23 protein-coding genes and 1 pseudogene are annotated in these 25,918 nt (G+C 59.9%); 16 read left to right on the top strand and 8 right to left on the bottom strand.

What is annotated here, in order from left to right:
* Positions 1-117: 117 nt before the first annotated feature.
* The 12 genes from ACM6I0_RS01745 to ureC all read left to right on the top strand — a co-directional run bounded on the left by ACM6I0_RS01745 (position 118) and on the right by ureC (position 11,005).
* Positions 118-486 carry a DUF6124 family protein gene (locus ACM6I0_RS01745; protein WP_414921338.1) on the top strand — a complete coding sequence of 123 codons (369 nt, stop codon included), beginning with the start codon at positions 118-120 and terminating at the stop codon, positions 484-486.
* Positions 487-811: 325 nt separating this feature from the next.
* Positions 812-2,077, top strand: a complete 1,266-nt coding sequence (gene urtA, locus ACM6I0_RS01750; RefSeq protein ID WP_222589582.1) for an urea ABC transporter substrate-binding protein — start codon at positions 812-814, stop codon at positions 2,075-2,077.
* A gap of 162 nt (positions 2,078-2,239) precedes the next feature.
* Entirely contained in the window at positions 2,240-3,742 is a 1,503-nt protein-coding gene (gene urtB, locus ACM6I0_RS01755) for an urea ABC transporter permease subunit UrtB (protein WP_414921339.1), read from the top strand.
* The gene (urtC, locus tag ACM6I0_RS01760) at positions 3,742-4,821 is read left to right on the top strand and encodes an urea ABC transporter permease subunit UrtC (RefSeq protein ID WP_414921340.1); all 1,080 of its coding nucleotides are present in this window, start codon (positions 3,742-3,744) and stop codon (positions 4,819-4,821) included. Before urtB ends, urtC begins: the two co-directional genes overlap by 1 nt.
* Complete coding sequence (gene urtD / locus ACM6I0_RS01765) at positions 4,818-5,690, top strand: urea ABC transporter ATP-binding protein UrtD (RefSeq protein WP_222589579.1); 873 nt, start codon at positions 4,818-4,820, stop codon at positions 5,688-5,690. Before urtC ends, urtD begins: the two co-directional genes overlap by 4 nt.
* 134 nt (positions 5,691-5,824) lie before the next feature.
* Complete coding sequence (gene urtE / locus ACM6I0_RS01770; RefSeq protein ID WP_208670277.1) at positions 5,825-6,523, top strand: urea ABC transporter ATP-binding subunit UrtE; 699 nt, start codon at positions 5,825-5,827, stop codon at positions 6,521-6,523.
* A gap of 30 nt (positions 6,524-6,553) precedes the next feature.
* Positions 6,554-7,408, top strand: coding sequence for an urease accessory protein UreD (locus tag ACM6I0_RS01775; protein ID WP_414921341.1), 855 nt, complete (start codon positions 6,554-6,556; stop codon positions 7,406-7,408).
* 71 nt (positions 7,409-7,479) lie between these two features.
* Positions 7,480-7,782 carry an urease subunit gamma gene (ureA, locus tag ACM6I0_RS01780; RefSeq protein ID WP_090176138.1) on the top strand — a complete coding sequence of 101 codons (303 nt, stop codon included), beginning with the start codon at positions 7,480-7,482 and terminating at the stop codon, positions 7,780-7,782.
* A gap of 9 nt (positions 7,783-7,791) precedes the next feature.
* A complete protein-coding gene (locus tag ACM6I0_RS01785) occupies positions 7,792-8,325 on the top strand; it encodes a GNAT family N-acetyltransferase (protein ID WP_414921342.1) in 534 nt (177 codons plus the stop codon).
* Positions 8,326-8,331: 6 nt separating this feature from the next.
* The gene (locus tag ACM6I0_RS01790) at positions 8,332-8,865 is read left to right on the top strand and encodes a GNAT family N-acetyltransferase (protein ID WP_285431844.1); all 534 of its coding nucleotides are present in this window, start codon (positions 8,332-8,334) and stop codon (positions 8,863-8,865) included.
* The gene (locus tag ACM6I0_RS01795; RefSeq protein WP_109627750.1) at positions 8,865-9,173 is read left to right on the top strand and encodes an urease subunit beta; all 309 of its coding nucleotides are present in this window, start codon (positions 8,865-8,867) and stop codon (positions 9,171-9,173) included. The genes ACM6I0_RS01790 and ACM6I0_RS01795 overlap by 1 nt, the downstream gene beginning before the upstream one ends.
* A gap of 131 nt (positions 9,174-9,304) precedes the next feature.
* Positions 9,305-11,005: an urease subunit alpha gene (gene ureC / locus ACM6I0_RS01800; RefSeq protein WP_414921343.1), complete on the top strand. Its 1,701-nt coding sequence runs from the start codon at positions 9,305-9,307 to the stop codon at positions 11,003-11,005.
* A gap of 114 nt (positions 11,006-11,119) precedes the next feature.
* On the opposite strand, the gene ACM6I0_RS01805 is transcribed toward ureC, so the two are convergent.
* A complete protein-coding gene (locus ACM6I0_RS01805) occupies positions 11,120-15,991 on the bottom strand; it encodes a dermonecrotic toxin domain-containing protein (protein WP_414921344.1) in 4,872 nt (1,623 codons plus the stop codon).
* A 240-nt stretch (positions 15,992-16,231) separates the two neighbouring features.
* On the opposite strand from ACM6I0_RS01805, the gene ACM6I0_RS01810 reads away from it, so the two are divergent.
* Positions 16,232-17,359, top strand: a complete 1,128-nt coding sequence (locus tag ACM6I0_RS01810) for a sensor histidine kinase (protein WP_414921345.1) — start codon at positions 16,232-16,234, stop codon at positions 17,357-17,359.
* Positions 17,360-17,502: 143 nt separating this feature from the next.
* Here ACM6I0_RS01810 and ACM6I0_RS01815 read toward each other — a convergent pair whose 3' ends face one another.
* On the bottom strand, positions 17,503-17,808 hold the full coding sequence (locus ACM6I0_RS01815) for a chaperone modulator CbpM (RefSeq protein ID WP_285431837.1): 306 nt from the start codon (positions 17,806-17,808) through the stop codon (positions 17,503-17,505).
* A gap of 23 nt (positions 17,809-17,831) precedes the next feature.
* A complete protein-coding gene (locus tag ACM6I0_RS01820; protein WP_414921346.1) occupies positions 17,832-18,776 on the bottom strand; it encodes a DnaJ C-terminal domain-containing protein in 945 nt (314 codons plus the stop codon).
* Between the two features lie 297 nt (positions 18,777-19,073).
* On the opposite strand from ACM6I0_RS01820, the gene ACM6I0_RS01825 reads away from it, so the two are divergent.
* Complete coding sequence (locus tag ACM6I0_RS01825; protein WP_090176158.1) at positions 19,074-20,348, top strand: Hsp70 family protein; 1,275 nt, start codon at positions 19,074-19,076, stop codon at positions 20,346-20,348.
* Positions 20,349-20,488: 140 nt separating this feature from the next.
* On the opposite strand, the gene ACM6I0_RS01830 is transcribed toward ACM6I0_RS01825, so the two are convergent.
* From ACM6I0_RS01830 to ACM6I0_RS01840, 3 genes are all read right to left on the bottom strand, one after another.
* Positions 20,489-21,502, bottom strand: coding sequence for an AI-2E family transporter (locus ACM6I0_RS01830; RefSeq protein WP_285431834.1), 1,014 nt, complete (start codon positions 21,500-21,502; stop codon positions 20,489-20,491).
* 237 nt (positions 21,503-21,739) lie between these two features.
* A complete protein-coding gene (locus tag ACM6I0_RS01835; RefSeq protein ID WP_222589569.1) occupies positions 21,740-22,045 on the bottom strand; it encodes a PsiF family protein in 306 nt (101 codons plus the stop codon).
* Positions 22,046-22,109: 64 nt separating this feature from the next.
* Positions 22,110-22,904 (bottom strand): AraC family transcriptional regulator, encoded by a 795-nt coding sequence (locus tag ACM6I0_RS01840; RefSeq protein WP_285431833.1) that lies wholly within the window; start codon positions 22,902-22,904, stop codon positions 22,110-22,112.
* A 96-nt stretch (positions 22,905-23,000) separates the two neighbouring features.
* Between ACM6I0_RS01840 and ACM6I0_RS01845 the strand changes: the two genes are divergently transcribed.
* On the top strand, positions 23,001-23,888 hold the full coding sequence (locus ACM6I0_RS01845) for a DMT family transporter (RefSeq protein ID WP_285431832.1): 888 nt from the start codon (positions 23,001-23,003) through the stop codon (positions 23,886-23,888).
* An 87-nt stretch (positions 23,889-23,975) separates the two neighbouring features.
* On the opposite strand, the gene ACM6I0_RS01850 is transcribed toward ACM6I0_RS01845, so the two are convergent.
* Positions 23,976-24,866: an alpha/beta fold hydrolase gene (locus ACM6I0_RS01850; protein WP_414921347.1), complete on the bottom strand. Its 891-nt coding sequence runs from the start codon at positions 24,864-24,866 to the stop codon at positions 23,976-23,978.
* A gap of 109 nt (positions 24,867-24,975) precedes the next feature.
* Positions 24,976-25,143: pseudogene (locus ACM6I0_RS01855) on the bottom strand (DMT family transporter); the annotation flags it as partial.
* Between the two features lie 140 nt (positions 25,144-25,283).
* Between ACM6I0_RS01855 and ACM6I0_RS01860 the strand changes: the two are divergent.
* Positions 25,284-25,814, top strand: coding sequence for a ferritin-like domain-containing protein (locus ACM6I0_RS01860; protein WP_285431830.1), 531 nt, complete (start codon positions 25,284-25,286; stop codon positions 25,812-25,814).
* Positions 25,815-25,918: the final 104 nt, after the last annotated feature.

Raw genomic sequence — 25,918 nt, forward strand, 5'->3', positions numbered from 1 at the left:
CTTCGGTCCGGCCGGTTTCTTGTGTTTCCCGGTTTCTCACCCTGCACATAGCTGCCTCCCTCTTCGCCGCGTGAGAAACGGCAATTGGTGGCTCCAACTTGAAACCAAGGCAATCACATGAATAAGAAACTCGTACCCGATCCACCCATCGACACCACCACGCCCGAATCCGAAACACCACACGACGACTTGCGCCGAGACCGCAAAGCCATCAACCGCGCCCTCGACTACTACCTCGATCCCGCGACCCGCTACGCAGAAAAACCCCGCCGCCCCAGCACCATGTTCATGATCGCCCCCGACAACGACACCGAAAGCCTGTTGGTCCATGCCTGTGAGTCCCTGGCCTCCGCCAGTGTCATGGCCAGCGATTTCGCCACCGACCTGATCGGCCCGCAACGCCATAAGGCGCTGGCGATCCAGCAGATCATCATGCTCGCGGAGTTGGCCGTGAACCGCGCGGTGGATAACGTCGTTCCCACCTGAATACACCGCAACCCATGTGGGAGCTGGCTTGCCTGCGATGACGGCGGCACATTCAACACTTGCGTGACTGACCCACCGCTATCGCGAGCAAGCTCGCTCCCACAGGGGTTTATCGTCGTCCACGGATCCTGCGCCCTGTTCTGGCGCAGGCCACCGCACCAATGCCTCATACACGTCCCTTCCTGGTGCGCCGCATGCGCGTGCAACCGCTCTATTACGACGTTTCCTTGCCTGCACCCGACTAGGCACAGCCCTTGCAAAACACCCTTCAGTAGTCCGCATCTGCCAACCAAGAAAAATTTCTAATGTTCATGGAGATCGCACAATGAAGCGTCGTAGCTTGATCAAGGCATTCACACTCTCGGCAAGCATTGCCGCGATGGGCTTGACCTGGACTGTCCAGGCAGCCGAGACCATCAAGGTTGGTATTTTGCATTCGTTGTCCGGGACCATGGCGATCTCCGAAACCTCGCTCAAAGACATGGCGTTGATGACCATCGACGAGATCAACGCCAAGGGTGGCGTGAACGGCAAGATGCTCGAACCGGTGGTTGTGGACCCGGCGTCGAACTGGCCGTTGTTCGCGGAAAAGGGCCGTCAGTTGCTGACTCAGGACAAGGTCGCCGTTGTCTTCGGCTGCTGGACGTCCGTGTCGCGTAAATCGGTGTTGCCGGTGTTCGAAGAACTCAACGGCTTGCTGTTCTACCCGGTTCAATACGAAGGCGAAGAAATGTCGCCGAACGTGTTCTACACCGGCGCCGCGCCGAACCAGCAGGCGATCCCGGCCGTGGAATACCTGATGAGCGAAGAAGGCGGCAGCGCCAAGCGTTACTTCCTGCTGGGCACCGACTACGTCTACCCGCGCACCACCAACAAGATTTTGCGCTCGTTCCTGCACTCCAAAGGCGTAGCGGACAAGGACATCGAAGAGGTCTACACCCCGTTCGGCCACAGCGATTATCAAACCATCGTGGCCAACATCAAAAAATTCTCGGCGGGTGGCAAGACAGCGGTCATCTCCACGGTCAACGGCGACTCCAACGTGCCGTTCTATAAAGAGCTGGCCAACCAGGGCTTGAAAGCCACCGACGTTCCGGTCGTGGCCTTCTCGGTCGGCGAAGAAGAACTGCGCGGCATCGACACCAAGCCCCTGGTCGGCAACCTCGCGGCGTGGAACTACTTTGAGTCGGTCGAGAACCCGGCGAACAAGAAATTCGTCGCCGACTGGAAAGCCTACTCCAAGAAACACAACCTGCCGGGCGCCGACAAAGCGGTGACCAACGACCCGATGGAAGCCACCTACGTCGGCATCCACATGTGGGCGCAGGCGGCTGAGAAAGCCAAGTCCACCGATGTCGACAAAGTCCGCGAAGCCCTGGCGGGCCAGACGTTCGCCGCGCCATCGGGTTACACGCTGACCATGGACAAGACCAACCACCACCTGCACAAGCCGGTGATGATCGGCGAAATCCAGGCCGACGGTCAGTTCAACGTGGTCTGGCAGACCGAAGGACCGATCCGCGCCCAGCCGTGGAGCCCGTTCATCTCGGGCAACGACAAGAAGCCGGATTATGCGGTGAAGAGCAACTAAGCCACTGGATGTCGGGTCCCGAGCACTCCACTCGGGACTACACAAATCCCTGTGGGAGCGGGCTTGCTCGCGAATGCTGACTCACATTCAACATCTGAGTCGCCCGACACACCGCATTCGCGAGCAAGCCCGCTCCCACATTGTCCGCGCAAGGCCAATGACATGCCCACTGCCCTTTACCGTTTTCTCCTCGCGATCACACTATTGCTGCCGATGGCCGTACAGGCCAGCGACGCCGAAGACTTCGTCGCTGCCAATCCCGTGCAGCAAGCCAAACTGCTGGAAGCCTGGGCTGCGCAACCCGAGCCGGCCCGTATCGAATTGATCAATGCCCTGCAACAAGGCGAATTGACCGTCGACGGCCAAGCCAAAACCCTGCGCCTGAACAATCGCCTGCGAGGTCTGATCGACACCGCACTGGCCAGCCATCAACTGCTCGCCGCTGACCCAAAAACCCGTCTGGCCGCCGCGCAGCAATTGCAGAAAAGCGCGAAACCGGCGCAACTGACATTCCTCGACCGGCAACTGGCCGGCGAAAAAGACGAAAGCGTTCACGCCGCCCTGAGCCTGGCCCTGGCCAATCTGCAACTGGTGGACACTGACCCGGCCGTGCGCCTCGCCGCCGTGCGCTTGCTCGGCGAAACCGGCGACCCGCAGGCGCGCACCCGCCTCGAAAGCCTGCTCGAACCGGGTGTCGAAGCCGACGCCAGTGTGCGCACGGCGGCCGAAACCAGCCTCGCGCAAGTCAAACGCAAACTGCTGATCGGCGAGCTGCTCGGACAGGCGTTCAGCGGCATGTCATTGGGTTCGATTTTGCTGCTCGCGGCATTGGGCCTGGCGATCACCTTCGGCCTGCTCGGCGTGATCAATATGGCCCACGGCGAGATGCTGATGCTCGGCGCGTACTCGACCTATGTGGTGCAGTTGATGTTTCAGCGCTTCGCTCCGCAAGCCATCGAGTTCTATCCGCTGATCGCCTTGCCGGTGGCGTTTTTCGTCACCGCCGCCATCGGCATGGCGCTGGAGCGCACGGTGATTCGTCACCTCTACGGCCGTCCGCTGGAAACCCTGTTGGCGACCTGGGGCATCAGCCTGATGCTGATTCAGCTTGTGCGATTGGTGTTCGGCGCACAGAACGTAGAGGTCGCGAACCCGGCCTGGCTCTCCGGCGGGATTCAAGTGCTGCCCAACCTTGTGCTGCCCTACAACCGCATCGTGATCATCGCCTTCGCCCTGTTTGTGGTGGTGCTGACCTGGCTGTTGCTGAACAAGACGCGACTAGGCCTGAACGTGCGCGCCGTCACCCAGAACCGCAACATGGCCGCGTGCTGCGGTGTGCCAACGGGGCGCGTGGACATGCTCGCCTTTGGCCTCGGCTCGGGCATTGCCGGCCTTGGTGGCGTGGCGCTGAGCCAGATCGGCAACGTCGGCCCGGACCTCGGCCAGAGCTACATCATCGACTCGTTCCTGGTGGTGGTGCTCGGCGGCGTCGGTCAGTTGGCCGGCAGCGTCCTGGCGGCCTTCGGCCTGGGCATCGCCAACAAAATCCTTGAGCCGCAGATTGGTGCGGTGCTGGGCAAGATCCTGATCCTCGCGCTGATCATTCTGTTTATCCAGAAGCGTCCGCAAGGCCTCTTCGCATTGAAAGGACGGGTGATCGACTGATGAACCAGCCCCTGTTGCTCACGGCCACACAAAAGGCCGGCCCGAAAGTCACGATTGCCGTTGGCGCGGTGATCCTTGTCTTGCTGTTGGCGTTGCCGCTGATGTCGCTGCTATCGCCCATCAGCGTGTTTCACGTCTCGGCCTACACATTGACGCTGGTGGGCAAAATCCTTTGCTACGCCATCGTCGCCCTGGCACTGGATCTGGTCTGGGGTTACGCCGGCCTGTTGTCGCTCGGTCACGGCCTGTTCTTCGCTCTCGGCGGCTACGCGATGGGCATGTACTTGATGCGCCAAGCCTCGGGCGATGGCTTGCCGGCGTTCATGACGTTCCTGTCGTGGACCGAATTGCCGTGGTACTGGACCGGCACCAGCAGCTTTCTCTGGTCGATGTGCCTGGTGGTGTTGGCGCCTGGGTTGCTGGCACTGGTGTTCGGCTTCTTCGCCTTCCGCTCGCGGATCAAGGGCGTGTATTTCTCGATCATGACCCAGGCCCTGACCTTCGCCGGAATGCTCCTGTTTTTTCGCAACGAAACCGGCTTCGGCGGCAACAACGGCTTCACCAATTTCCGCACCATACTCGGTTTCGGCATCACTGAACCGGGCACCCGCGCCGTGTTGTTTTTCGCCACGGTGGCGTTGCTGGTGGCGAGCCTGTTCATCGGCTGGCGACTGGCGCAGAGCAAGTTTGGCCGGGTGTTGACGGCGCTGCGCGATGCCGAAAACCGCCTGATGTTCTGCGGCTACGATCCGCGCGGGTTCAAGCTGTTTGTCTGGGTGTTGAGCGCGGTGTTGTGCGGCTTGGCTGGCGCGCTGTATGTGCCGCAAGTCGGGATCATCAACCCAAGTGAAATGTCACCGACCAACTCGATTGAAGCCGCAGTCTGGGTCGCGCTGGGTGGCCGCGGCACGCTGATCGGTCCGTTGCTTGGCGCCGGCGTGGTCAACGGGATGAAGAGCTGGTTCACCGTGGCGTTCCCGGAGTACTGGCTGTTCTTCCTCGGGGCGCTGTTCATCATCGTGACCTTGTACCTGCCCAAAGGCGTGATCGGCCTGCTGAAAAAAAGGGGTGAACAATGAGAGTGACTGCGACGGCTGAATTCATGCTCGAACCGGCGTTTTTCCCGCCGCTGGAACCCAACCGGGACGCCGGAAGCAGCCGCGACGTCATCGGTCTAGGGCAACGTGTCGGTCCTGGCCTGGATACGCGCCACGGCACGATCCTGACCCTGGAAGACATCAGCGTGAGCTTCGATGGCTTCCGCGCACTGAACAATCTGAACCTGTACATCGGAGTCGGCGAGTTGCGCTGCATCATCGGCCCCAACGGCGCCGGCAAGACCACCCTGATGGACGTGATCACCGGCAAGACGCGCCCCAGTCACGGCAAGGCCTGGTTCGGTGAAACCCTGGACCTGACGCAGATGAGCGAAGTGCAAATCGCCCAGGCCGGCATCGGTCGCAAGTTTCAGAAACCGACGGTGTTCGAAGCGTTGAGCGTTTTTGAAAACCTGGAGCTGGCGCAGAAAACCGACAAGTCGGTGTGGGCCAGCCTGCGGGCCCGTTTGAGCGGTGAGCAGAAAGATCGCATCACTGAGGTGCTGGAAACCATTCGCCTGAGCGCCTCGGTCAATCGCCCGGCGGGGTTGTTGTCCCACGGTCAGAAGCAGTTTCTGGAAATCGGCATGCTGCTCATGCAAGACCCGCAATTGTTGCTGCTCGATGAACCGGTGGCGGGCATGACCGACGCCGAAACCGAGTTCACCGCCGAGCTGTTCAAAAGCCTCGCCGGCAAGCATTCGCTGATGGTGGTGGAACACGACATGGGCTTCGTCGGCTCGATTGCCGACCACGTCACCGTGTTGCACCAGGGCAGCGTGCTGGCCGAAGGGTCACTGGAACAGGTGCAGGCCGATGAGCGTGTTATTGAGGTTTACCTCGGCCGCTGAGAATTGATCGTTCCCACGCTCTGCGTGGGAATGCATCCCGTGACGCTCTGCGTCACATAACGGCGGACGCGGAGCGTCCATGGCGGCATTCCCACGCAGAGCGTGGGAACGATCACTGAGGGAGAACGTTGAACATGCTGCACGTCGACAAGCTGCACCAATACTACGGCGGAAGCCACATCCTGCGCGGCCTGACGTTTGAGGTGAAGGTCGGTGAAGTCACCTGCCTGCTCGGGCGCAACGGGGTGGGTAAAACCACGCTGCTCAAATGCCTGATGGGTTTGCTGCCGGCCAAAGAAGGCGCGGTGAACTGGGAAGGCAAACCGATCACCACGTTCAAGCCGCACCAGCGGGTTCACGCCGGAATCGCCTACGTGCCTCAGGGACGGGAAATCTTCGGGCGGCTGACCGTGGAAGAAAACCTGTTGATGGGCCTATCGCGTTTCCCCGGCAGCGAAGCCAAGGAAGTCCCGGCATTCATCTACGAGCTGTTCCCGGTGCTGCTGCAAATGAAGCAACGCCGTGGCGGCGACTTGTCCGGCGGCCAACAGCAGCAACTGGCGATTGGTCGAGCCTTGGCCAGTCGTCCGCGCTTGCTGATCCTCGACGAGCCCACCGAAGGCATTCAGCCGTCGGTGATCAAGGAGATCGGCGCGGTGATCAAGAAGCTCGCGGCCCGTGGCGACATGGCGATTTTGCTGGTGGAACAGTTTTACGACTTCGCCGCCGAACTGGCCGATCAGTACCTGGTGATGTCCCGGGGCGAGATCGTGCAACAGGGTCGCGGTGAAAATATGGAAGCCGAAGGTGTGCGCGGCCTGGTTACGATCTAGTCTGTAGCGTCCTGACGATTATTAGAAATCATGAATTTACCTTTACTGCCCCTGACCACAGAGCCGGCCCTGTTTACCCCGAGTTGGCACGCCGAGCTGGAGCTGGGTTATGCCCGCTTCGGCGAGAGCACGCGCCCGGTCCAGCGCCGGCACCAAGGCCCGTTGCGGGTGCAAAAGCACCTGTACGCCGAAGGGCCCGAGGTGTGCCAGCACATCATCGTTCACCCGCCGGGCGGGATTGCCGGGGGTGATCGACTGGACATCAGCGCCAGCGTCGGCGCTGACGCCTGGGCACAAATCACCAGCCCCGGTGCCGCCAAGTGGTATCGCGCTGCAGGGCCCGCTTATCAGCAGCTGGATTTGCACGTCGCGACCGGTGCGACACTGGAATGGCTGCCCCAGGAGACGATCATTTTCAGCGACGCCCAGGCCGAACTCAGCACCTCGATCAACCTTGAGGGCGATGCCCGACTGTTCTACTGGGACGTGGTGGCGCTGGGTCGCCCGGCCAGTGGTGAGCGCTTCGACCTCGGGCATTTCCAGGCGCAATTGAATATCCGCCGCGACGGCCAGTTGCTCTGGCACGAACGCCAGCGCATTGTCGGGAATGATGGTTTGCTCGACTCGCCGATTGGCCTGGACGGGCAACCGGTTTTTGCCACGCTGCTGGTGACGGGCGAAGTCGATAGCGAGTTGCTGGAGACGTGCCGCTCGCTGCCCAATGAAGTGCGCGGTGACCTGACGCAGTTGCCGGGGCTATTGGTTGCCCGGTGCCTGGCCAGTGAAGCGCTGTTGGCACGGGGTTGGCTTATTGATTTGTGGCGATTGCTGCGGCCTGCGCTGTTAGGCCGAGAAGCCGTCCCGCCAAGAATATGGAGCACCTGAAATGCAATCCCACAGGGGGTTTGTATTTACAGATCCGAATACTTTTTTATCTGCCCAGATGGATTCCAACGATGGACCTGACCCCACGTGAAAAAGACAAGCTGCTGATCTTCACCGCTGGCCTCGTGGCCGAGCGGCGTCTGGCGCGCGGCGTGAAACTCAATTACCCGGAGGCCATGGCCTACATTTCCGCCGCGCTGCTCGAAGGCGCCCGCGATGGCCGGACCGTGGCCGAGCTGATGCACTTTGGCACCACCCTGCTGAACCGCGATCAAGTGATGGAAGGCATCCCGGAAATGATCCCGGAGATCCAGGTCGAAGCGACGTTCCCCGACGGCACCAAACTGGTCACCGTCCACCAACCCATCGCCTGAGGCCGAGCCATGACCTACCTCATCCGTGACGCAGTGCATGCCGACCTGCCGGGAATCCGCGACATCTACAACGACGCCGTGCTCAACACCACGGCGATCTGGAACGAACAGGCGGTAGACCTGGGCAACCGTCAGGCCTGGTTCAGTGCGCGCCAATCCCAGGGTTATCCGATTCTGGTGATCGTCGACGGCGATAACAGTGTGCTGGGCTACGCTTCATTTGGTGACTGGCGGCCGTTCGACGGTTTCCGCCACACCGTCGAGCATTCGGTCTACGTGCGCAGCGACCAACGGGGCAACGGCCTGGGTCCGCGACTGATGGACGTACTGATCGAGCGCGCCAAAGGCTGCGACAAGCACGTGATGGTGGCCGCCATCGAAAGCGGCAACGCCGCTTCTATTCGTCTACATGAACGGGCCGGATTCGTGATCACCGGTCAGATGCCCCAGGTGGGCACCAAGTTTGGCCGCTGGCTGGACCTGACTTTCATGCAACTGACCCTCAATCCTGGCGCGGAGCCACCGACTGCCAGCAAGGAGTAACGCCCGATGAACCCCGCCCAACTGCGACGCGTCAATGTTGAAAGCTTTGCGCACTATCGTCAGGGATTGATTGACCTGCTGCTCGACGCCGTCGGTTACGGCGCCAGCGTCGGGTTCATGGCCAATCTGGACGCCACCCAGGCACGCGCCTATTTCGATGAGGTTCAGGACAACCTGAACAAAGGCAACGTGCTGTTGTGGGTGGTGGTCAAGGACGAACAGGTCCAGGCCAGCGTGCAACTGACCTTGTGCCAGAAAGCCAACGGCCTGAACCGTGCCGAAGTGCAGAAACTGCTGGTGCGTGAACACGCGCGTCGCCGGGGTCTGGGCCAACAGTTGATGAATGCACTGGAACAGGCAGCCCTTCAGCACAAGCGCGGCATGCTTTACCTCGACACCGAGGCCGGCTCCCCCGCCGAAGACTTCTACAAAGCCCTGGGCTACACCAAGGCGGGTGAAATCCCCGACTACGCCTGCGACCCGAGCGGCCGGTACAAACCAACCGCCCTCTACTACAAAATTCTCCAAGGAGCCCATTGATGATTCCCGGTGAATACCAGATCCAGCCCGGCGACATCGAGCTTAACGTGGGCCGACGCACTGTCAGTCTGAAAGTGGCCAACAGCGGTGACCGGCCGATCCAGGTCGGTTCGCATTACCACTTTTTCGAAACCAACGACGCCCTGACTTTCGACCGCGCCGCCAGCCGCGGCATGCGCCTGAACATCCCCGCCGGCACCGCCGTGCGCTTCGAACCGGGGCAGAGCCGCGAGGTCGAGCTGGTCGACCTGGCCGGGCATCGCCGGGTGTTCGGGTTTGCCGGCAGGATCATGGGCGATCTCGACTGACTGATCGTTCCCACGGTCCCCGTGGGAATGCATCCCGTGACGCTCCGCGTCACATAACGGCGGACGCAGAGCGTCCATGGCGGCATTCCCACGCAGAGCGTGGGAACGATCAATTTGTGCAAGGAATCCCAATGAAAATTTCCCGTCAGGCCTACGCCGACATGTTCGGCCCCACCGTCGGTGACAAGGTCCGCCTGGCCGATACCGAGCTGTGGATCGAAGTGGAAAAAGACTTCACCACTTACGGCGAAGAAGTGAAATTCGGTGGCGGAAAAGTCATCCGTGATGGTCAGGGTCAAAGCCAGTTACTGGCGGCCGAAGTCGTCGATACGGTGATCACCAACGCGCTGATCGTCGATCACTGGGGCATCGTCAAAGCTGACGTCGGCCTCAAGGACGGGCGCATCGCCGGGATCGGCAAGGCCGGCAATCCGGACGTACAGCCGGACGTGACCATCGCCATCGGCGCCAGCACCGAAGTGATCGCCGGTGAAGGCATGATCCTCACCGCCGGCGGCATCGACACGCACATCCATTTCATCTGCCCGCAGCAGATCGAAGAAGCCCTGATGAGCGGCGTCACCACCATGATCGGCGGCGGCACCGGCCCCGCCACCGGCACCAACGCCACCACCTGCACTTCCGGGCCGTGGCACCTGGCGCGCATGCTCCAGGCCGCCGACGCGTTCCCGATGAACATCGGTTTCACCGGCAAGGGCAATGCGAGCCTGCCGGAACCGCTGATCGAACAGGTCAAGGCCGGCGCCATCGGCCTGAAGTTGCACGAAGACTGGGGCACCACGCCCGCGAGCATCGACAACTGCCTGACAGTGGCCGACCAATACGACGTCCAGGTTGCCATCCACACCGACACCCTCAACGAATCCGGTTTTGTCGAAACCACCCTCGCCGCTTTCAAGGGCCGCACGATTCACACCTACCACACCGAAGGTGCGGGCGGCGGTCACGCGCCGGACATCATCAAGGCCTGTGGCTTTGCCAACGTGTTGCCGAGTTCGACCAACCCGACCCGGCCGTTCACCCGCAACACCATCGACGAGCATCTCGACATGCTGATGGTCTGTCACCACCTTGACCCGAGCATTGCCGAAGACGTGGCCTTCGCTGAAAGCCGCATCCGCCGCGAAACCATCGCCGCCGAAGACATCCTCCACGACCTCGGCGCGTTCTCGATGATCAGCTCTGACAGTCAGGCCATGGGCCGCGTCGGCGAGGTCATCACCCGCACCTGGCAGACCGCCGACAAGATGAAAAAACAGCGCGGCGCGCTGCCGGGAGATGGCGAAGGCAACGACAACTTCCGCGCTAAACGCTACATCGCCAAATACACCATCAACCCGGCGATCACCCACGGCATCAGCCACGAAGTGGGCTCGATCGAAGTGGGTAAATGGGCCGATCTGGTGCTCTGGCGGCCGGCGTTCTTCGGGGTCAAACCGACACTGATCCTCAAGGGCGGTGCCATTGCGGCCAGCCTGATGGGCGATGCCAACGCCTCGATCCCGACGCCGCAACCGGTGCACTACCGCCCGATGTTCGCCAGCTACGGCGGCTCACTGCACGCCACCAGCCTGACCTTTATCAGTCAGGCGGCGCAGGCGGCGGGATTGCCCGAAGCGTTGGGTCTGAAAAAGAAAATCGCGGTGGTCAAAGGCTGTCGCGAGGTGCAGAAAAGCGATCTGATTCACAACGATTACCTGCCGAAGATCGACGTCGACCCGCAGACGTATCAGGTCAAGGCTGACGGTGTCTTGCTCTGGTGCGAGCCGGCGGATGTGTTGCCGATGGCCCAGCGGTATTTTCTGTTTTGATTTCCAGTCAGGCATAAAAAAACCGGCACGAAGGGCATCAATCTTCGTGCCGGGACGGCTGTATTTTCAGGTCAATCAGTTGCTCGGTTCAACCGTAAAGGGTACCTCCACCCTTTACAGCTTCGCCCGATCCATCGCCTGTTGGGTCAGGGTCTTCAGCAGCGTTTTCATCTCGGTATCGATCAAGTTCAACTCGGCAGCATAGGCCTCATTGCTCATGACTTGCCCCGGGCCAATCTCGCTGTCCGGTTTGCCCAGCTCTGCGGCGAGCACCCTCAGTTCCTCTTTCAGGCCGGCCTTTGCCTCAAGCGAAAGATCCTGTTCGGTCGCGCGCTTATCAAGCGCCATGAAAAACTCCGTCGTCGCATCGATTCGACGCCTGAACACCTTGAACGCGCGACGATTCGAGCCCTGGATGTAAGACGTCCAGAACGGCTGTTCACTGATTGAATCACGCAGCAAATCGCCGGCCTCCAGATCCAGTACCCGCCGATAGGCATCTTCGATCATCTCAGACGTGACGCCCGTGTGCGTGCGGAACTGCAGATCACGGGATTGCCAGGGCAGATCCAGTCGCTCGGCCAGGTCCGTCATGTAGCCCAGATGTACCTGGACCTCATCGATGGTCCCCGAAAAATCGCCATTGGCATCGACCACCATGAATCGTTCACCGCCCGCCAGTCGTTTGGCGACCACTTGGTGGGCAATCCGGCTCAACTCATCCAGACGGGATTTGCCTCTGGCAAGCTGCACCAGTTCAGCCTCCACGAGGCTTGGACTCCTCAGCTCATAAGCTTCGTGGATCAGCACCTCCACACCCATTGAATTGAACAACTGGGCCCCGGCATCCACACAGTTGGTAGCCTCGTCCCTGCCCATGACAAAAAGGTTGCGCCGCAACTCACTGTCCTTGGACATCGCTTCGAGCATTCGCCAGACCTTGCTCGTCATGTCCACTCTGAATGCGTTGTCGTTTTGGAAATGGCTGGACTCAGTGAGCTTCCTGATCTTATTGAAAAAAGGCACCGAACCGAATTCGTCCTCGACACTGTTCCATATCGCCTGTTTGGCGACCCAATCTCGCCGCGTCAGGCCTGCCTCCCAATCAAGGCTGTCGCGCACACCACGAGGCGGATACGGGCGATCGGGGTCCAGGCCGACGGACCTGATGTGGTCTCTGAGCGTGTTCAGAGTATCGGCCGACATCCACTGCCGGTCCCGACTCAACACCGTCCGCGCCACCAGCTCCGCTCCGACAGAGCCGGGCGTCACCCGAGGGATGACCCTCAGTTCATTGCGTTGCAGGTTCAAGTAAAAATGTCGGAACCGGGGTTGAGAAAACAATCCGTCCGGCCAGGTATCAATGCCAGTCTCACCCAGCATCACCGTATGCAGCAGGCGCATACCGCCGATATCCGGCACTCGACCCAGCGGGTTCCCCTGAAGATCCAGACTTTGAAGGCGGGTAAGCCATCTCAAATACGTAGCGCCCTGCATATCCAGCACAATCCGGTTATTGGCGAGGTACAACTCGGTCAGCCCAATCATTCGCCCCACGGCACTGGGAAAATGCGTGAGCCGGTTGCCGGTGAGGTTGAGCGAACGGAGTTTGGGGAAATGATCAAGAAAGGCGACGTGAGCGTCGGTCATTTCAGTGCCCAGCAAGTTCAGGCAGGTCACGTGCTGAAAATTGGCGTCCAGAGGAGGCATGGTCCCCAAGTGCCGCCCCAAGGGCATATTCCTGAGGTCAAGCACCGTCCCCTGCAGATTCTCGAAAGAGTCCACATCCCTGGGAGCGGTTTGCTGCCAGCACTGCCGAATGGCCTTGTAAAGTGAGTTTCTGGACTGCCATTCGGCAACGCCGGCAGGGCTGAACCTGTACGCTTCGGTCGGCGAATTCAGCCAGCGCTGGAAGTTGGTATTGAGGCGGTTGAATTCCGCTTCCAGCGCGCTGGCCCGCAGCTCCGGGTCAGCCTCGTCGCCGGCACCGTCCAGATAAGCCTGGGCTTGCTCCTCCGTCCAGCCCGGCCGCACGCTCCTGACGCGTTCCTGCAACGTCAGGCGTCCGGTGAGCCGTCGAATACCTTTAGGAAGAGGCATTCCACCGAACAGCTTCATCGTCTCGGGATCATAGGCCGGCTTGCGCAGTGGGCTGTCCGCCAGTATCGGACGCAGCTGGTCACGCGCCAACGGTGCATTTTGAACGGTGTGCTTGAGTGCCGAGCCTTGATTGATTTCAAAACCCAGTGCTTTGCGTTCAGCGTCAGGCAGGGCATGCAATACCGAAGAAAACAGGTCATCGGCGCCGTGCAGATGGTTGTCCTCGGCATCCCGCGCTTCATAACCGTTCTCCGTGCTGACCAGGACTTTGCGTACATCCGCTTCTTCTGGGCCAATGCTGTCGCGCAGACGGCCAGTGAAAGAATGCTCGCGAATTTCGATGCGCACCTCTTGCGGCCAGTTCGGCAAGCTTTCCAGGCTATGCAGTGCCAGTTTTTCCGTATCCGGCGCCTGCAGTGAATCAAGGAACAGTCCTTCATAGGCACGCGCCAGACGCACCTCCAGCGAGGCGGCGCGCGCCTGTTGCCTGAGGTGCAAGCCAATACGCTTTTGCTCGGCCAGCACTCGCAAATCAGCCGGATCAGCGGCGCTCAGTAGCTCCTCTGCCATGTTGGCAGGCAATTGCGCAAAGGTGTCCTGAAGCGTCCTGGCGTCGGCAATGTTTGACTGGTCGTTCTCAGGCAGCTTCCCCGTTTCCGCCCACGCCTTGAACCGGTTGAGGGTGTCGACCAGCAATGCGGGCGGCGCTTCGTTTTCCACATGCAGCCGACGCAACACATCTTCTTCGATACCACTGGCGATACGGATGCGTTCAAGCATTGCATCATCGAACGCTTCTGACTTCGTCCCCAGCCCACGCATGAGCTCGGCCGAAGTCCACTCGACAGGGCGGTCGAGTTCGGTGTGCCAGGTACCGGCGCCATCGTGGTCAAGCTTTGGCTGGTAAGCTGTGGGCCGGTCCGGATGCTGCATCCTTGGCTGGCCGGTCAGTGGATCGTCCTGCACCGCGAAGTATTTGCCGTCGCGCGGCAGCAACTCCTTATCGCCGTGCGCGTGAAGGCCTCGCTCGTTGGGCGTCGAGTCGGAACTCAAACTGACTTGATGCTCATACGGGCTCAAGTCCGGGTTCCAGAGGCGAGTCTTGCCGTCAGCGAGCACCACCGGTTTTAGCTGGTCGACAAATGCCGAAGGCTTGATCGCCGCCGCTGCGCCCGTCGGCAACACATGTCCTGCTCCCATGATGGCCAGCTGGGCCGCATTGATCAGGACACCGGTCAACAATGCCGCCGCTTCGTCCTTGTCGCCCTTGCTCCAGTCTTCGATGCCCTCCATGGTTTCGAGGACCATTTGCCCGACCATGACGCCCAGCATCGCCTCTCCCAGACCCGGCACCAGCATCGCGCCGAAGTTGAATACGTTCCAGCCGATGCTCACGTAGCTGCTCAATCGTGCCCAACGGGCGTTGGCATCTTCATCGCCAGTGGGAACGGCAATGTGCCGCGAATCCGCGATGGCCTTATCGCACCGCCATCGGCCGAGCGCAGGCCAGAGCAAACCGTCAATCACGTTGGTGACCGGTTCAGCATCGGGATTTTCCACCGCCGTCTCTCGCCACCACGGCCCCATGCTCAACGGTTCGCGTTGTTGCCAGGTGAAGGTGCTAAAGCGCTCTTTGACGCGAGTAAAAAACTGTCCTTTGTCTTTTTGCGGCACGAAGCGGCTGAAGAACTGTTGGTAGTCCGAGGAGCGCAGCTGGCTTGTCAGCTCCTTCATGAAATCGGTGAAGGAGTCGTACTCTTTCAAAGGGTGATCAGGATCATCGGGCACGTAGGCAATCAGGGTGCCTTCAAGCCGGTTTTGCTTGTAGATATCGTCTCTGCGCAGCATTTCTTCGGCAACGCCGCTGGGGCCGTTGGCAAAAAAAGCCTTGAGCAGCTTGAACTGATCAAACAGCTGGTCGGGCAAAACTGCCAATTGCCGGGACCACTCCATCAGCGCTTGCTGATAGTCAGGAGTCAGACCGTCGTAAAATTTTTTTATCTGCGTGGGATCAGCCACCGCACTGAACAGCACAATACCGCTTAACTTTACGCCCATCAGCGTCAATCGATGGGACTGTAAAGGGCGACGCCCCATCAGGATGTTTGTCTGCTCATCGCGCAGTTGTTTTAGTTTGCCGTAGCCATAAGCGCTGACATCGCCTTTTAAATACGCATTCAGTGCTGACTCATTGAACGCGGCCTTTTCGGTGCCGATGAAGTGTCGTTCGAGGGACGCCTTCGCCTCGGCCCGGGCAGGATTCAACAAGCCAGTGATGTGCCGCTGGTACTGCGCACCGACGTCCAGCTCCCGGCAAAGGCTCGCAAAACTTTCGATGGTCAACGAATGACGTTGCAGCTCACCTTCGGCATCGGTGATGAAAATACCGGAGCCGTCGCGAAAGGCGCCGGCACGGGTTTCAGCGTCCTCGAAGTTGTGCAGCGCGGCCTCCAGCAGGGTTGACTCCCTGAGTCGGCTGGCATTGGTGTCGATGCCAAACCCCAGCAGGGCTGGCACGTAAAGCCGAATCGTCGTGGTCCGCACATCCAGTTCCAGGCTCAGCTTTTCTTGCAGGGCTTGAATGAGCAACGGTTCTGCGAACTCATTGATGTCCTTTTTCAGATCACCCAGCGTGTCATCCAGACTGTCTTGCAACCGCCAACGTTCGTTGCCGAGTTCCTTGAGGTACTGACGGTCGATAGCGCTTGCCTTGACATACCACTCAGGGAAATCAGCCGCCCGTGTTGCCTTCGCTACACGTTTTGACAGGGAGGGGCTTTTTATAAGCGCTGGAACACTGGCTGCCAGGTAATTCAAATACCTATTGCCGCCTGCCGGATTATCCGCAGAAATACCCGACACAGATCCTTCTGATAATTCATTCATTACGCATGTATCCCTATGCGTTCAATAGAGCGTCCAGCTTATTCAATGACGGCAAAAACAAAAGTTTAAATAACTGCTTGGAAACAGTCCCAAAACCAATAACAACACCCAACTTCAGGACCTGAAAAATAACTAAATACCACCCAGGGAATGGGCAAACATGATCCGGCTTGCCAGCGGTAGTTTTTACCCGTGGGTAAAGGAGATAAGATGCCAAGACTTTTCAGCCAGGTAACGGTCATGCGCTTATCCGAATTCATCAGGCAGCACGTAGATCGTATCGTTGATGAATGGGAACAGTTCGCTAAAACGATCACTCCGGCCGCCATTAACATGGACCGCATTGCCTTGCGCGACCACGCCAAGGCGATTCTGCTGGCGGCGGCACGGGACATGACCACCGCGCAAACCGCCAGCGAACAACTGGCGAAGGCCAAGGGCGAAGGCCCGGAAAAAACCCCGAGCCTGGATGAAGCAGGTGCAAGTCATGGCGAGTTGCGTCATACCGTGGGGTTCGACCTGGTGCAGATGACCAGCGAATTCCGCCATTTGCGCGCCTGTGTGATTCGGATGTGGGTCAGCAGCCTGGAAGTGCCGGACCTGGCTTACTTGCAAGACATGATCCGTTTCAACGAAGCGATTGATGAGGCACTGGCAGAGTCCACCGCAGCGTATGCCGAACAGGTCAATCACTCGCGCGATCTGTTCCTGGCGATACTCGGTCATGACCTGCGCGCGCCGTTGCAGGCCGTGAGCATGTCCACCGAGTTGCTGCTGCGCAAAGCGACGCTTGAAGGTGATGCGCTGACGTGCGCAATCAATATCAAGCGTGGCGCGCGGCACATGGCAGTGATGGTCAGCGATTTGCTGGAGTTGGTCCGCAGCCGGTTGGGCAAGAGCCTGCCGATCGAGCCCAAGCCCATGGACCTGGCCGATGCCGCGCATGCGGCGATTGCCGAGGCATGCGCCGGTAACCCGGAATGCGATCCAATAGTGAAGGTAGTCGGCGATACCCATGGCGTCTGGGATGCCGGGCGACTCGATCAGCTGTTACAGAACCTGATCGGCAATGCGTTGCAGCATGGCTTGAACAAACGTGATGTGACCGTCACCGTCACCGGCGAGCCGGACTCGGTGCGCCTGACTGTGCATAACTTTGGTGTGCCGATTCCCGACGATGCTATCCCCACCCTCTTCGATCCATTAGTGCGCAGCGCCAGCGAAGACCTCGGGCAACCGACGACCAGCCTTGGCCTGGGATTGTTTATCGTCAAGGAAGTGGTCGATGCGCACGGCGGGACCATCGACGTCAGTTCGAATCAGGCCGATGGCACGCTGTTTACCGTGGTGTTGCCACGCAAGGTTTAATACTGACAGACCGAGTGATCGTTCTTCGCGAGCACGCTCGCTCCCACATTCGACCGTATTGCGTCTGAAGGAACCCGGTTAACGGTGGGAGCGAGCCTGCTCGCGATAGCGCCCGAACAGGCAACGCAAAAACATCAGAACACCTACTCAACCACCAACCGCCCCAGCCGCTGCCTGAGCATGCGGTTCTCGGCCCGCAGTTGCTGGACCTCGTCAAGCAGGTCCAGCGCCAGGGCGACGCCTTCCCATTCCAGTTCCAGATCGCGCCGCAGCTTGGCGGCACGCTTGGCCAGCACCAGTTCATAATCGGTGAAACGCCAATCCTTGGGCTGCTTGCCCTGAGGTTCGAGGATGCCGTGTTCGACGATTTCGATCACGTAGACGTCCGACAGCTCGGTCGCCTCACAGAATTCTGCCATGTCCAGTTGAACGATCAGGGGGTTGCTCATGATGGGCTACTCCGTCTCTTGGATCAGAAGTTTTCTCTTGGGTTGAAAGCGGCTTTTTTCGCCAACTCTTCCCACAGCGCCTTGACCTCGTCGTTCGAGGTTTTGGGCATGACAGCCTTGAGCTGCACGAACAGATAACCTCGATGACCGGCCTTGTTCAGCAAGCCGTGCCCCTTGGCACGCATGCGCTGACCATTCTGGCTACCGGCCGGGACCTTGAGGTTGATCTTGCCCGTCAGGGTCGGCACGGCCACTTCAGCGCCCAATGCCAATTCCCACGGTGCCAGCGGCAACGTGATAATCAGGTTTTCGCCCTCCACATCGAATTTCGGATGTGGCGCAAAACGAATGATCAGGAACAAGTCGCCATTGGCCCCGCCACCGATGCCCGGCGCGCCCTGGCCCTTGAGGCGGATACGCTCGCCGTCGGCCACGCCTGCCGGGATCTTCACGTTCAGGCTTTTGCTGGTATTGCTGACATGTTGACCTGCGGCATTGTACTGCGGCACCTGGAAAGTGACCTTCTTCGACTCGGTCGAGAGGGATTCTTCCAGGAAAATCGGTAATTCCATTTCCACGTCTTGCCCTCGACGCCCGGCGCTTCGGCCCGGCTGTGCACCACCAAAACCACCGCCGCCACGGTTGCCAAAGATCGAACTGAAGAAGTCCGAGAAATCGCCCGTGTCCTGACCACCGCCAAAACCGCCACGCCCCTGCCAGCCTGGCGGGCCCTGGAACGGTTGGCCGTGCTGGCCGTATTTGCGCAAGTCGTCATATTCGGCACGCTTGTCGGCGCTTTTCAGCGCTTCATAAGCCTCCGAGGCGTCCTTGAACTTCGCCTCGGCATCCTTTTCCTTGCTGACGTCCGGGTGATATTTGCGTGCGAGCTTGCGATAGGCGGCCTTGATCGCCTTATCGTCAGCCGTCGGCTCCACACCGAGAATCTTGTAATAGTCTTTGAAGTCCATCGAGGGAATCACCATCCGTTATCGAAATCGCGCTACCACTGTCAGCATGCGCTCATTACCAGCCGCCAGCTTGACCGATCTCAAGGTTGTGACCGGGCAGCGCATCAGAAGTTTATCGGCAGCAGTCGGGGGTTCTTTTGACCGTCCGGTGGCTGCCAGGGCCAATGCAGACAAGTTTGGGGCAAAGGATAGTCTTTCAAGGCGCTAATAGCCGAGATTTAGCGGATAGTCGGCCTTCGAATATTCGCCGCACTGGCATACACTGCGCGGCCGTTTTTTAACCGGAACTCGAAAGACATGAAAAACGCATCTCCAGCCCGTGCCTGTGGTATCGACTTCGGCACGTCCAACTCCACCGTCGGCTGGCTGCGCCCCGGCATGGAAACGCTGATCGCGCTGGAGGACGACAAGATCACCCTGCCCTCGGTGGTCTTCTTCAATATGGAAGAACGCCGCCCGGTGTACGGCCGGCTGGCTCTGCACGAGTACCTGGAAGGCTACGAAGGCCGGCTGATGCGCTCGCTCAAGAGCCTGCTCGGCTCCAAGCTGATCAAGCACGACACCAGCGTCCTGGGGACGGCGATGCCGTTCAAGGACCTGCTGGGGCTGTTCATCGGCCAGTTGAAGAAGCGCGCCGAGACCGCCGCCGGTCGGGAGTTCGAGGAAGTGGTGCTCGGTCGCCCGGTGTTTTTCGTCGATGACGATGAAATGGCCGACCAGGAAGCCGAGAACACCCTGGTGGACGTGGCTCGCGCCATCGGCTTCAAGGATGTGTCGTTCCAGTACGAACCGATTGCGGCGGCGTTCGACTACGAGTCGACCATCGAAAAAGAAGAGTTGGTGCTGATCGTCGACATCGGCGGTGGTACGTCCGACTTCTCGCTGGTGCGCCTCTCGCCAGAGCGCCGCAACCACGACAACCGCCACGACGACATCCTGGCCACCGGCGGCGTGCACATCGGCGGGACCGATTTCGACAAGCAGTTGAGCCTGCAAGGGCTGATGCCGCTGTTCGGCTACGGCAGCCGCATGAAGAGCGGCGCCTACATGCCCACCAGCCACCACATGAACCTGGCGACCTGGCACACCATCAACTCGGTGTACTCGCAGAAGTCGACCCTGGCCCTGGGCAGCATGCGTTACGACATCGAAGACACCGGCGGCATCGACCGCCTGTTCAAGCTGATCGACCAGCGCGCCGGTCACTGGTTGGCCATGGAAGTGGAAGAAACCAAGATCCAGCTGACCCACGCCGACAGCCGCCATGTGCCGCTGGACCGCATCGAGCCGGGGTTGAGCGTTGAACTGAGCCGGGCGCTGTTCGAATCGGCCATCGACAACCTGCTGGAGCGCGTGCGCAACAGCGTCACCCAACTGCTGAACGATGCCAATGTGCGCGTCGATCAGGTCGATACGGTGTTCTTCACCGGCGGTTCAAGCGGGATTCCGGCGCTGCGTAACAGCGTGTCGGCGATGTTGCCGAATGCACAGCATGTGGAAGGGAACATCTTTGGCAGTATCGGCAGTGGCCTGGCGATTGAGGCCATGAAGCGCTACGGCACGATGGACTGATCCAAAACCCTGTAAAGATCGTTCCCACGCTCTGCGTGGGAATGCCGCCATGGACGCTCTGCGTCCGCTGTGTTGAAACTGTGACGCGGAGCGTCACGGGATGCATTCCCACGCAGAGCGTGGGAACGATCGGGGATCTATCAAACCATCCCGATCTGCCTTAATTCGCTCTTCAGATACGCGTAATAAATCGGTCCCGCCACCACCCCCGGCAGACCGAACGCCGCCTCGAACACCAGCATCGCCAGCAGCAACTCCCACGACTTGGCACTGATCTGCCCGCCGACGATGCGCGCGTTGAGGAAGTATTCGAGCTTGTGGATAAAAATCAGATAACCCAATGCCGCCACGGCGACCCAGATCGACAGCGACAAGCCGACGATGGTGATCAGCGTGTTTGACATCAGGTTGCCAATGACCGGCAGCAAGCCCAGCAGGAAGGTCAGCACGATCAGGGTTTTGGTCAGGGGCAACTTGATCCCGAACAGGGGCAAGACCACCACCAGGAAGATCGCGGTAAAAAAGGTGTTGAGCAGGGAAATCTTGATCTGGGCAAACACGATATTACGAAACGCCTGGACCACCAGATGCAAGCGATCGAACAGCGCGGCAGCCAGTGGTTTGCGCTTGGTCACGTCCGGCGCGCGCTGCAAGGCGATGATCGCGCCCAGCACCATGCCGATCAGCAACGTCACAAACATGTGCGCGGCGTCCTTGCCCACCAATTGCAACTCGCTCAGGTGCTTGCTCATCCACTCGCCAATGGCCACGCGGAATTCGGCGGCGCTGGCCGGCAGATAGGCATCGATGAACGGTGGCAGTTGCCCCCGCGCACGGTCGACCACGTGCATGAATTTATCGAGGGAAGCGCCGGGGTTTTCCGCCTCGTGCAGCAGAAAGCTGATGGCACCGGCAAAGATCAGCGCCAGCACACTGACCACTAAAGTCCCCAGCAACGCCACCGCCAGCCAGCGCGCACGCCGACCTTCGATCAGTCGCTGCAGTTGCGGGGTGAGCATGTTGACCAGTTCGAACACCAACAACCCGGCCAGCAGGCTGGGCAGCAATCGCAGCGGGATCACCAGCAACAAGCCACCGAAGATGATGACCCAGCTGATCAGCAGCAAGACGTGACGTTGAGAAAACGTTGGCATACAGCCTCAAAACGAACGGCATAAAAAGGATTGGCAGTCTGCCAGCGTTCCGGTGCCAGCACTAGGGATTGTGTGGATCGACCTTGGTCGGGAGCTCAGCGGATTTTTTTACAAAGCCCATGCCGCACCCATCGCGAGCAGGCTCGCTCCCACAGTGGATCTGTGTTCACCGAACCAATGTGGGAGCGAGCCTGCTCGCGATGGGGCCCTGACAACCCTGCATCTTCCAGCCAATGATTATTTTTTCTTCAGGCAGTCACTCATGAACGCCTTGCGCGCATCACCCTTCAGCGCTTTGGTGGTGGCATCGGCATTACAGGTTTTCATCTTCTCTTGCTGAGGTGTAAGGGTTTTGGCGTCGTTGGCGGCCGGCGCGGCTTTGAGGCAGGTGCTCATGAAGGCTTTGCGTTCATCGCCCTTGAGGCTTTTCGCGGTGGCGTCGGCGTTGCAGGTGGTCATCTTGTTCTGTTGTTCAGTGGCGGCGAAGCCTTGGGCGCAGAGCAGTAAACCGATCATCAACAAAGGGACACGCAACATCTTCATGGAGTTTTCTCCTTGTTGCCGCACCGAGGGGTGCGGCCTCATTCAGGAGTGTAGACAACCCCTGTTACACCTTCCTGCTTTCAAGGTGGCTGCGTCGATACTGCTCAGGTGTGCAGCCGGCCTGACGCTGAAACATGGCGATAAACGCCGAGCCGGTGCTGTAGCCCATGTCGAAGGCGATCTCCTGAATGCTGCGTTGACTGTCCAGCGCTTCGATGGCCGCCAGAAAACGTAATCGTTGCCGCCACTCGCCAAAACTCATGCCCAGTTCGCGAACACATTGCCGCGCCAGGGTGCGCTCGCTGACATGAATGAGCGCCGCCCAGTCTGCCAAGGGTCGGTTATCGCCAGGCTCGGCCTGCAAGGCTTCGAGTATCCCGAGCAATCCCGAGCTGCTGGCGTAGGGCAAATAACACTCGTGGATGGGCGCCTGCTGCAGCTGATCCACCAGCACCTGGGCCAGGCGTTTGTCCGCCTCGCGCTCCGGAACCTTCACGTCGCGGGCGGCGAAGTCCTTGAGGATCGCCTTGAGAATGTCGCTGATCGCCAGGGTGCAGGCCTGTGGCGGCAGATCGTGACACAACAGCGGATCCAGGCAGACGGCGCGATAGTTGATCGGCTGGTTGCTGTAGAAACTGTGCTCGGTCTGTGGCGGCACCCACACTGCGTATTGCGGCGGCGACATGAAACGACTGCCGCCGATTTCCATGTGCAACACGCCGTGGGCCGAATACTCCAGCGTGCCCCACGGATGCCGGTGCGCCGAGGCAAAACGGTGCGCATCGAAATCGGCGTAGCGAAAATAGACCGGCGCCGGCAATTCGCTGAAATCCAGCAGGTCGATGTGTTTACTGTTCATGCTGTCCGTCATCAGGGGCAGGTTGTCTGGATCGAAGTATAGGCTTGCATCCAGACAAGGGATAATTGCCCCTCATTAACGCTCTGGTTTTCTCTGATGCAATACGCTTATCCCCTGCTGGCCATTTTCATCTGGGCCGGCAATACCGTAATCACCAAAATGTCGGCCGGGGCGATCTTCCCCGCCGAGATCGGTTTCTATCGCTGGCTGCTGGCCGGGTTGCTGTTCACGCCGTTCATGCTCAAGCCGGTGATCGCCCATTGGCCGTTGATTCGGCCGAACCTGGGCAAGATCTTCATCCTTGGCGTGCTTGGCATGGCGGTCTATCAGAGCCTGGCGTACTTCGCCGCGAGCCTGACGTCGGCCACCAACATGGGGATCATCCTGTCGCTGATGCCGTTGATGTCGCTGGCCATGGCAATTGTCAGCCTTGGCCAGCGCCTGACAGCGGGTGCGCTGGCCGGCGCGGTGTTGTCGTTTGCCGGCGTGCTGGTAGTGGTGTCGTCCGGCAGCCTCGGCGTATTGCTCGAACACGGGATAAACCTGGGCGATGCAATGATGCTGATCGCCACCCTGGCCTACGCGATCTACAGCACGCTGCTGAAAAAATGGCAGCTGCGCCTGCCGCCGCTGGTATTGCTGTATTTGCAAGTGCTGGTGGCGGTGGTGGTGTTGTTTCCGTTGTTTATTGTTTCACCGAAGACCGGCCTGACACTGCAGAACATTCCGCTGGTGCTCTACGCCTGCCTGCTGGCCTCGATGATCGCGCCATTGGCCTGGATGCAGGCCGTAGTGCGCCTGGGGCCAAGCCGGACCACGCTGTTTTTCAATCTGCTGCCGTTGATCACCGCGCTGATTGCGGCGCTGGTGCTGCATGAGCAACTGGCGCTGTATCACTTGGTGGGCGGGGTGTTGACGTTGGGTGGGGTGATACTGTCGGAGCGTTGGACCACCGTGTTAGGCCGCAAGATTTGCGTTGCCTGACCTGACGCCATCGCGGGCAAGCCCGCTCCCACAGGGAATGCGCTCAACTGTGGGAGCGAGCCTGCTCGCGATGAACGATGACTCGGTCTAGACCCCCGCCGCTTTCAGCCGGGCCGCGTGCTCGACAAACAACCGCACCGGATCAGCCCCTTTGCCCACCAGTCCCAGCGACTGGTTGACGATGTCGAAGTGATCCAGCGGATACTCATCACCAATCACCGTCCCCAAGTGCGAGCTGTAACGCCCGACCATCCCGTCGCAATGCCCGGTTTCGCGCACAAAAGTTCTGGCAAACAATCGACAACTGCGATTTGTGCCGTCGAACAGGTTACCGCCGCGATCGGTCTTGCCTGGTTGCAACGTCCCCGACCACGAGTAATAGCGCACGCCGTTGACCTCCTCCGGCCCCTGCCCGCCCCAGGTTTCAGGCAGGCCCTGTGGATAACGCTGGTTGAACAGCGCCACGCCCTTGCTGGTCAGTGCCTGATGCGAAGCCGGGATATCCACAGGCAGTTTCGGCCCGCGATAACCGGTATCCAGCAGGCTCATCAATGCACCGACCCAGTGCAGCAAGACGCTGAGCACGCGCCCCCTGAGGCTGGTTTCCGGGTAGTGTTTTTCCAGGTAATCGGCAAGCTCGGAGCCATGATTCGGCCCGGCCACCGAGGTCACGGAGGCCACGCGATCCGGGCGTTTGGCCGCCGCGTAACGCGCGGTCAGCGAGCCTTGGCTATGACCGATCAGGTTGACCTTTTTAGCCCCGGTCTCGCGCAGGATCTCCTCGATCCGCGCCAGCAACTGCTCGCCACGCACCTCGCTGGAATTGAGCGGCGAGACCTGCACCGCAAACACCGTCGCCCCGCCCCGGCGCAATGCCGAAATGATCCCGTACCAATACGGATAGAACACCAGGCGGATGAATCCGAGCATCCCCGGGACCAACACCAACGGGTAGCGCGTGGCGGAACCTTGCGACATGGGCGAACGTCCTTGTGATCGGAGAGATAAGGCAAGGCGCGATGCAAGACGTCAGCCAAGCATCGTCACCGGAGATGACAACTCGACGACCAGTCTATGACATCCCGCCTCACTTCAGCCCCATCACGCCCGCCACGATCAGCCTCACCGACACCAGCTTGAGCGCCGTGAGGCTTTCGCCCAGCAGCGCACAACCCAGAAACACCGTGCCCAGTGAGCCGATAGCGGTCCAGATCGGATAGGCAATGCTCACTGGCAACTCGCGCATGGCCAGGCTGGCACTGGCGTGATCGTCTCGGTCACGGCTTGCGATTGCCAAACTGCATAAAACTTTTCTCAGCGCCTGTCACTCACACCTACGTAGCGATCACTTCTCTAGACGGTGACGCAAACCTGATTAGCCTCCAGGAGAACGAGATGAGCGACATGCATTTGTCTGATGTAACCACGCTTCGCGAACGTGCCCGCAAGAACGTCGAGAATGGCGCAGTGACCGAAAGCTACAGCGCCGACCGCGAAGAAGTCCTGCGCCTGCTCAATGAATCGCTGGCCACCGAACTGGTCTGCGTGTTGCGCTACAAGCGCCACTACTTCATGGCCAACGGCCTGAAAGCCCACGTTGCCGCCGATGAGTTCCTCGAGCACGCCACGCAGGAAGCCGAGCACGCCGACCGCCTGGCCGAACGCATCGTGCAACTGGGTGGCGAGCCTGAGTTCAACCCTGACCTGTTGTCGAAAAACTCCCACGCGCAATACGTGGCCGGCAATTCACTCAAGGAAATGGTGTACGAGGATTTGGTGGCCGAACGCATCGCCATCGACAGCTACCGCGAGATCATTCAGTACATTGGCGAAAAAGACCCGACCACCCGGCGCATCTTCGAAGACATCCTGGCTCAGGAAGAAGAGCATGCCGATGACATGGCCGACATACTGAAAGATCTGTAGCGCCTGTCAGATCGCCATCGCGAGCAGGCTCGCTCCCACATTGGTTCTGTAAACACAGTTCAATTGTGGGAGCGAGGCTGCTCGCGATGGCGTCATGACAGACA

Source organism: Pseudomonas sp. IT-P294, from assembly GCF_949767865.1.
Classification (GTDB): Bacteria; Pseudomonadota; Gammaproteobacteria; order Pseudomonadales; family Pseudomonadaceae; genus Aquipseudomonas.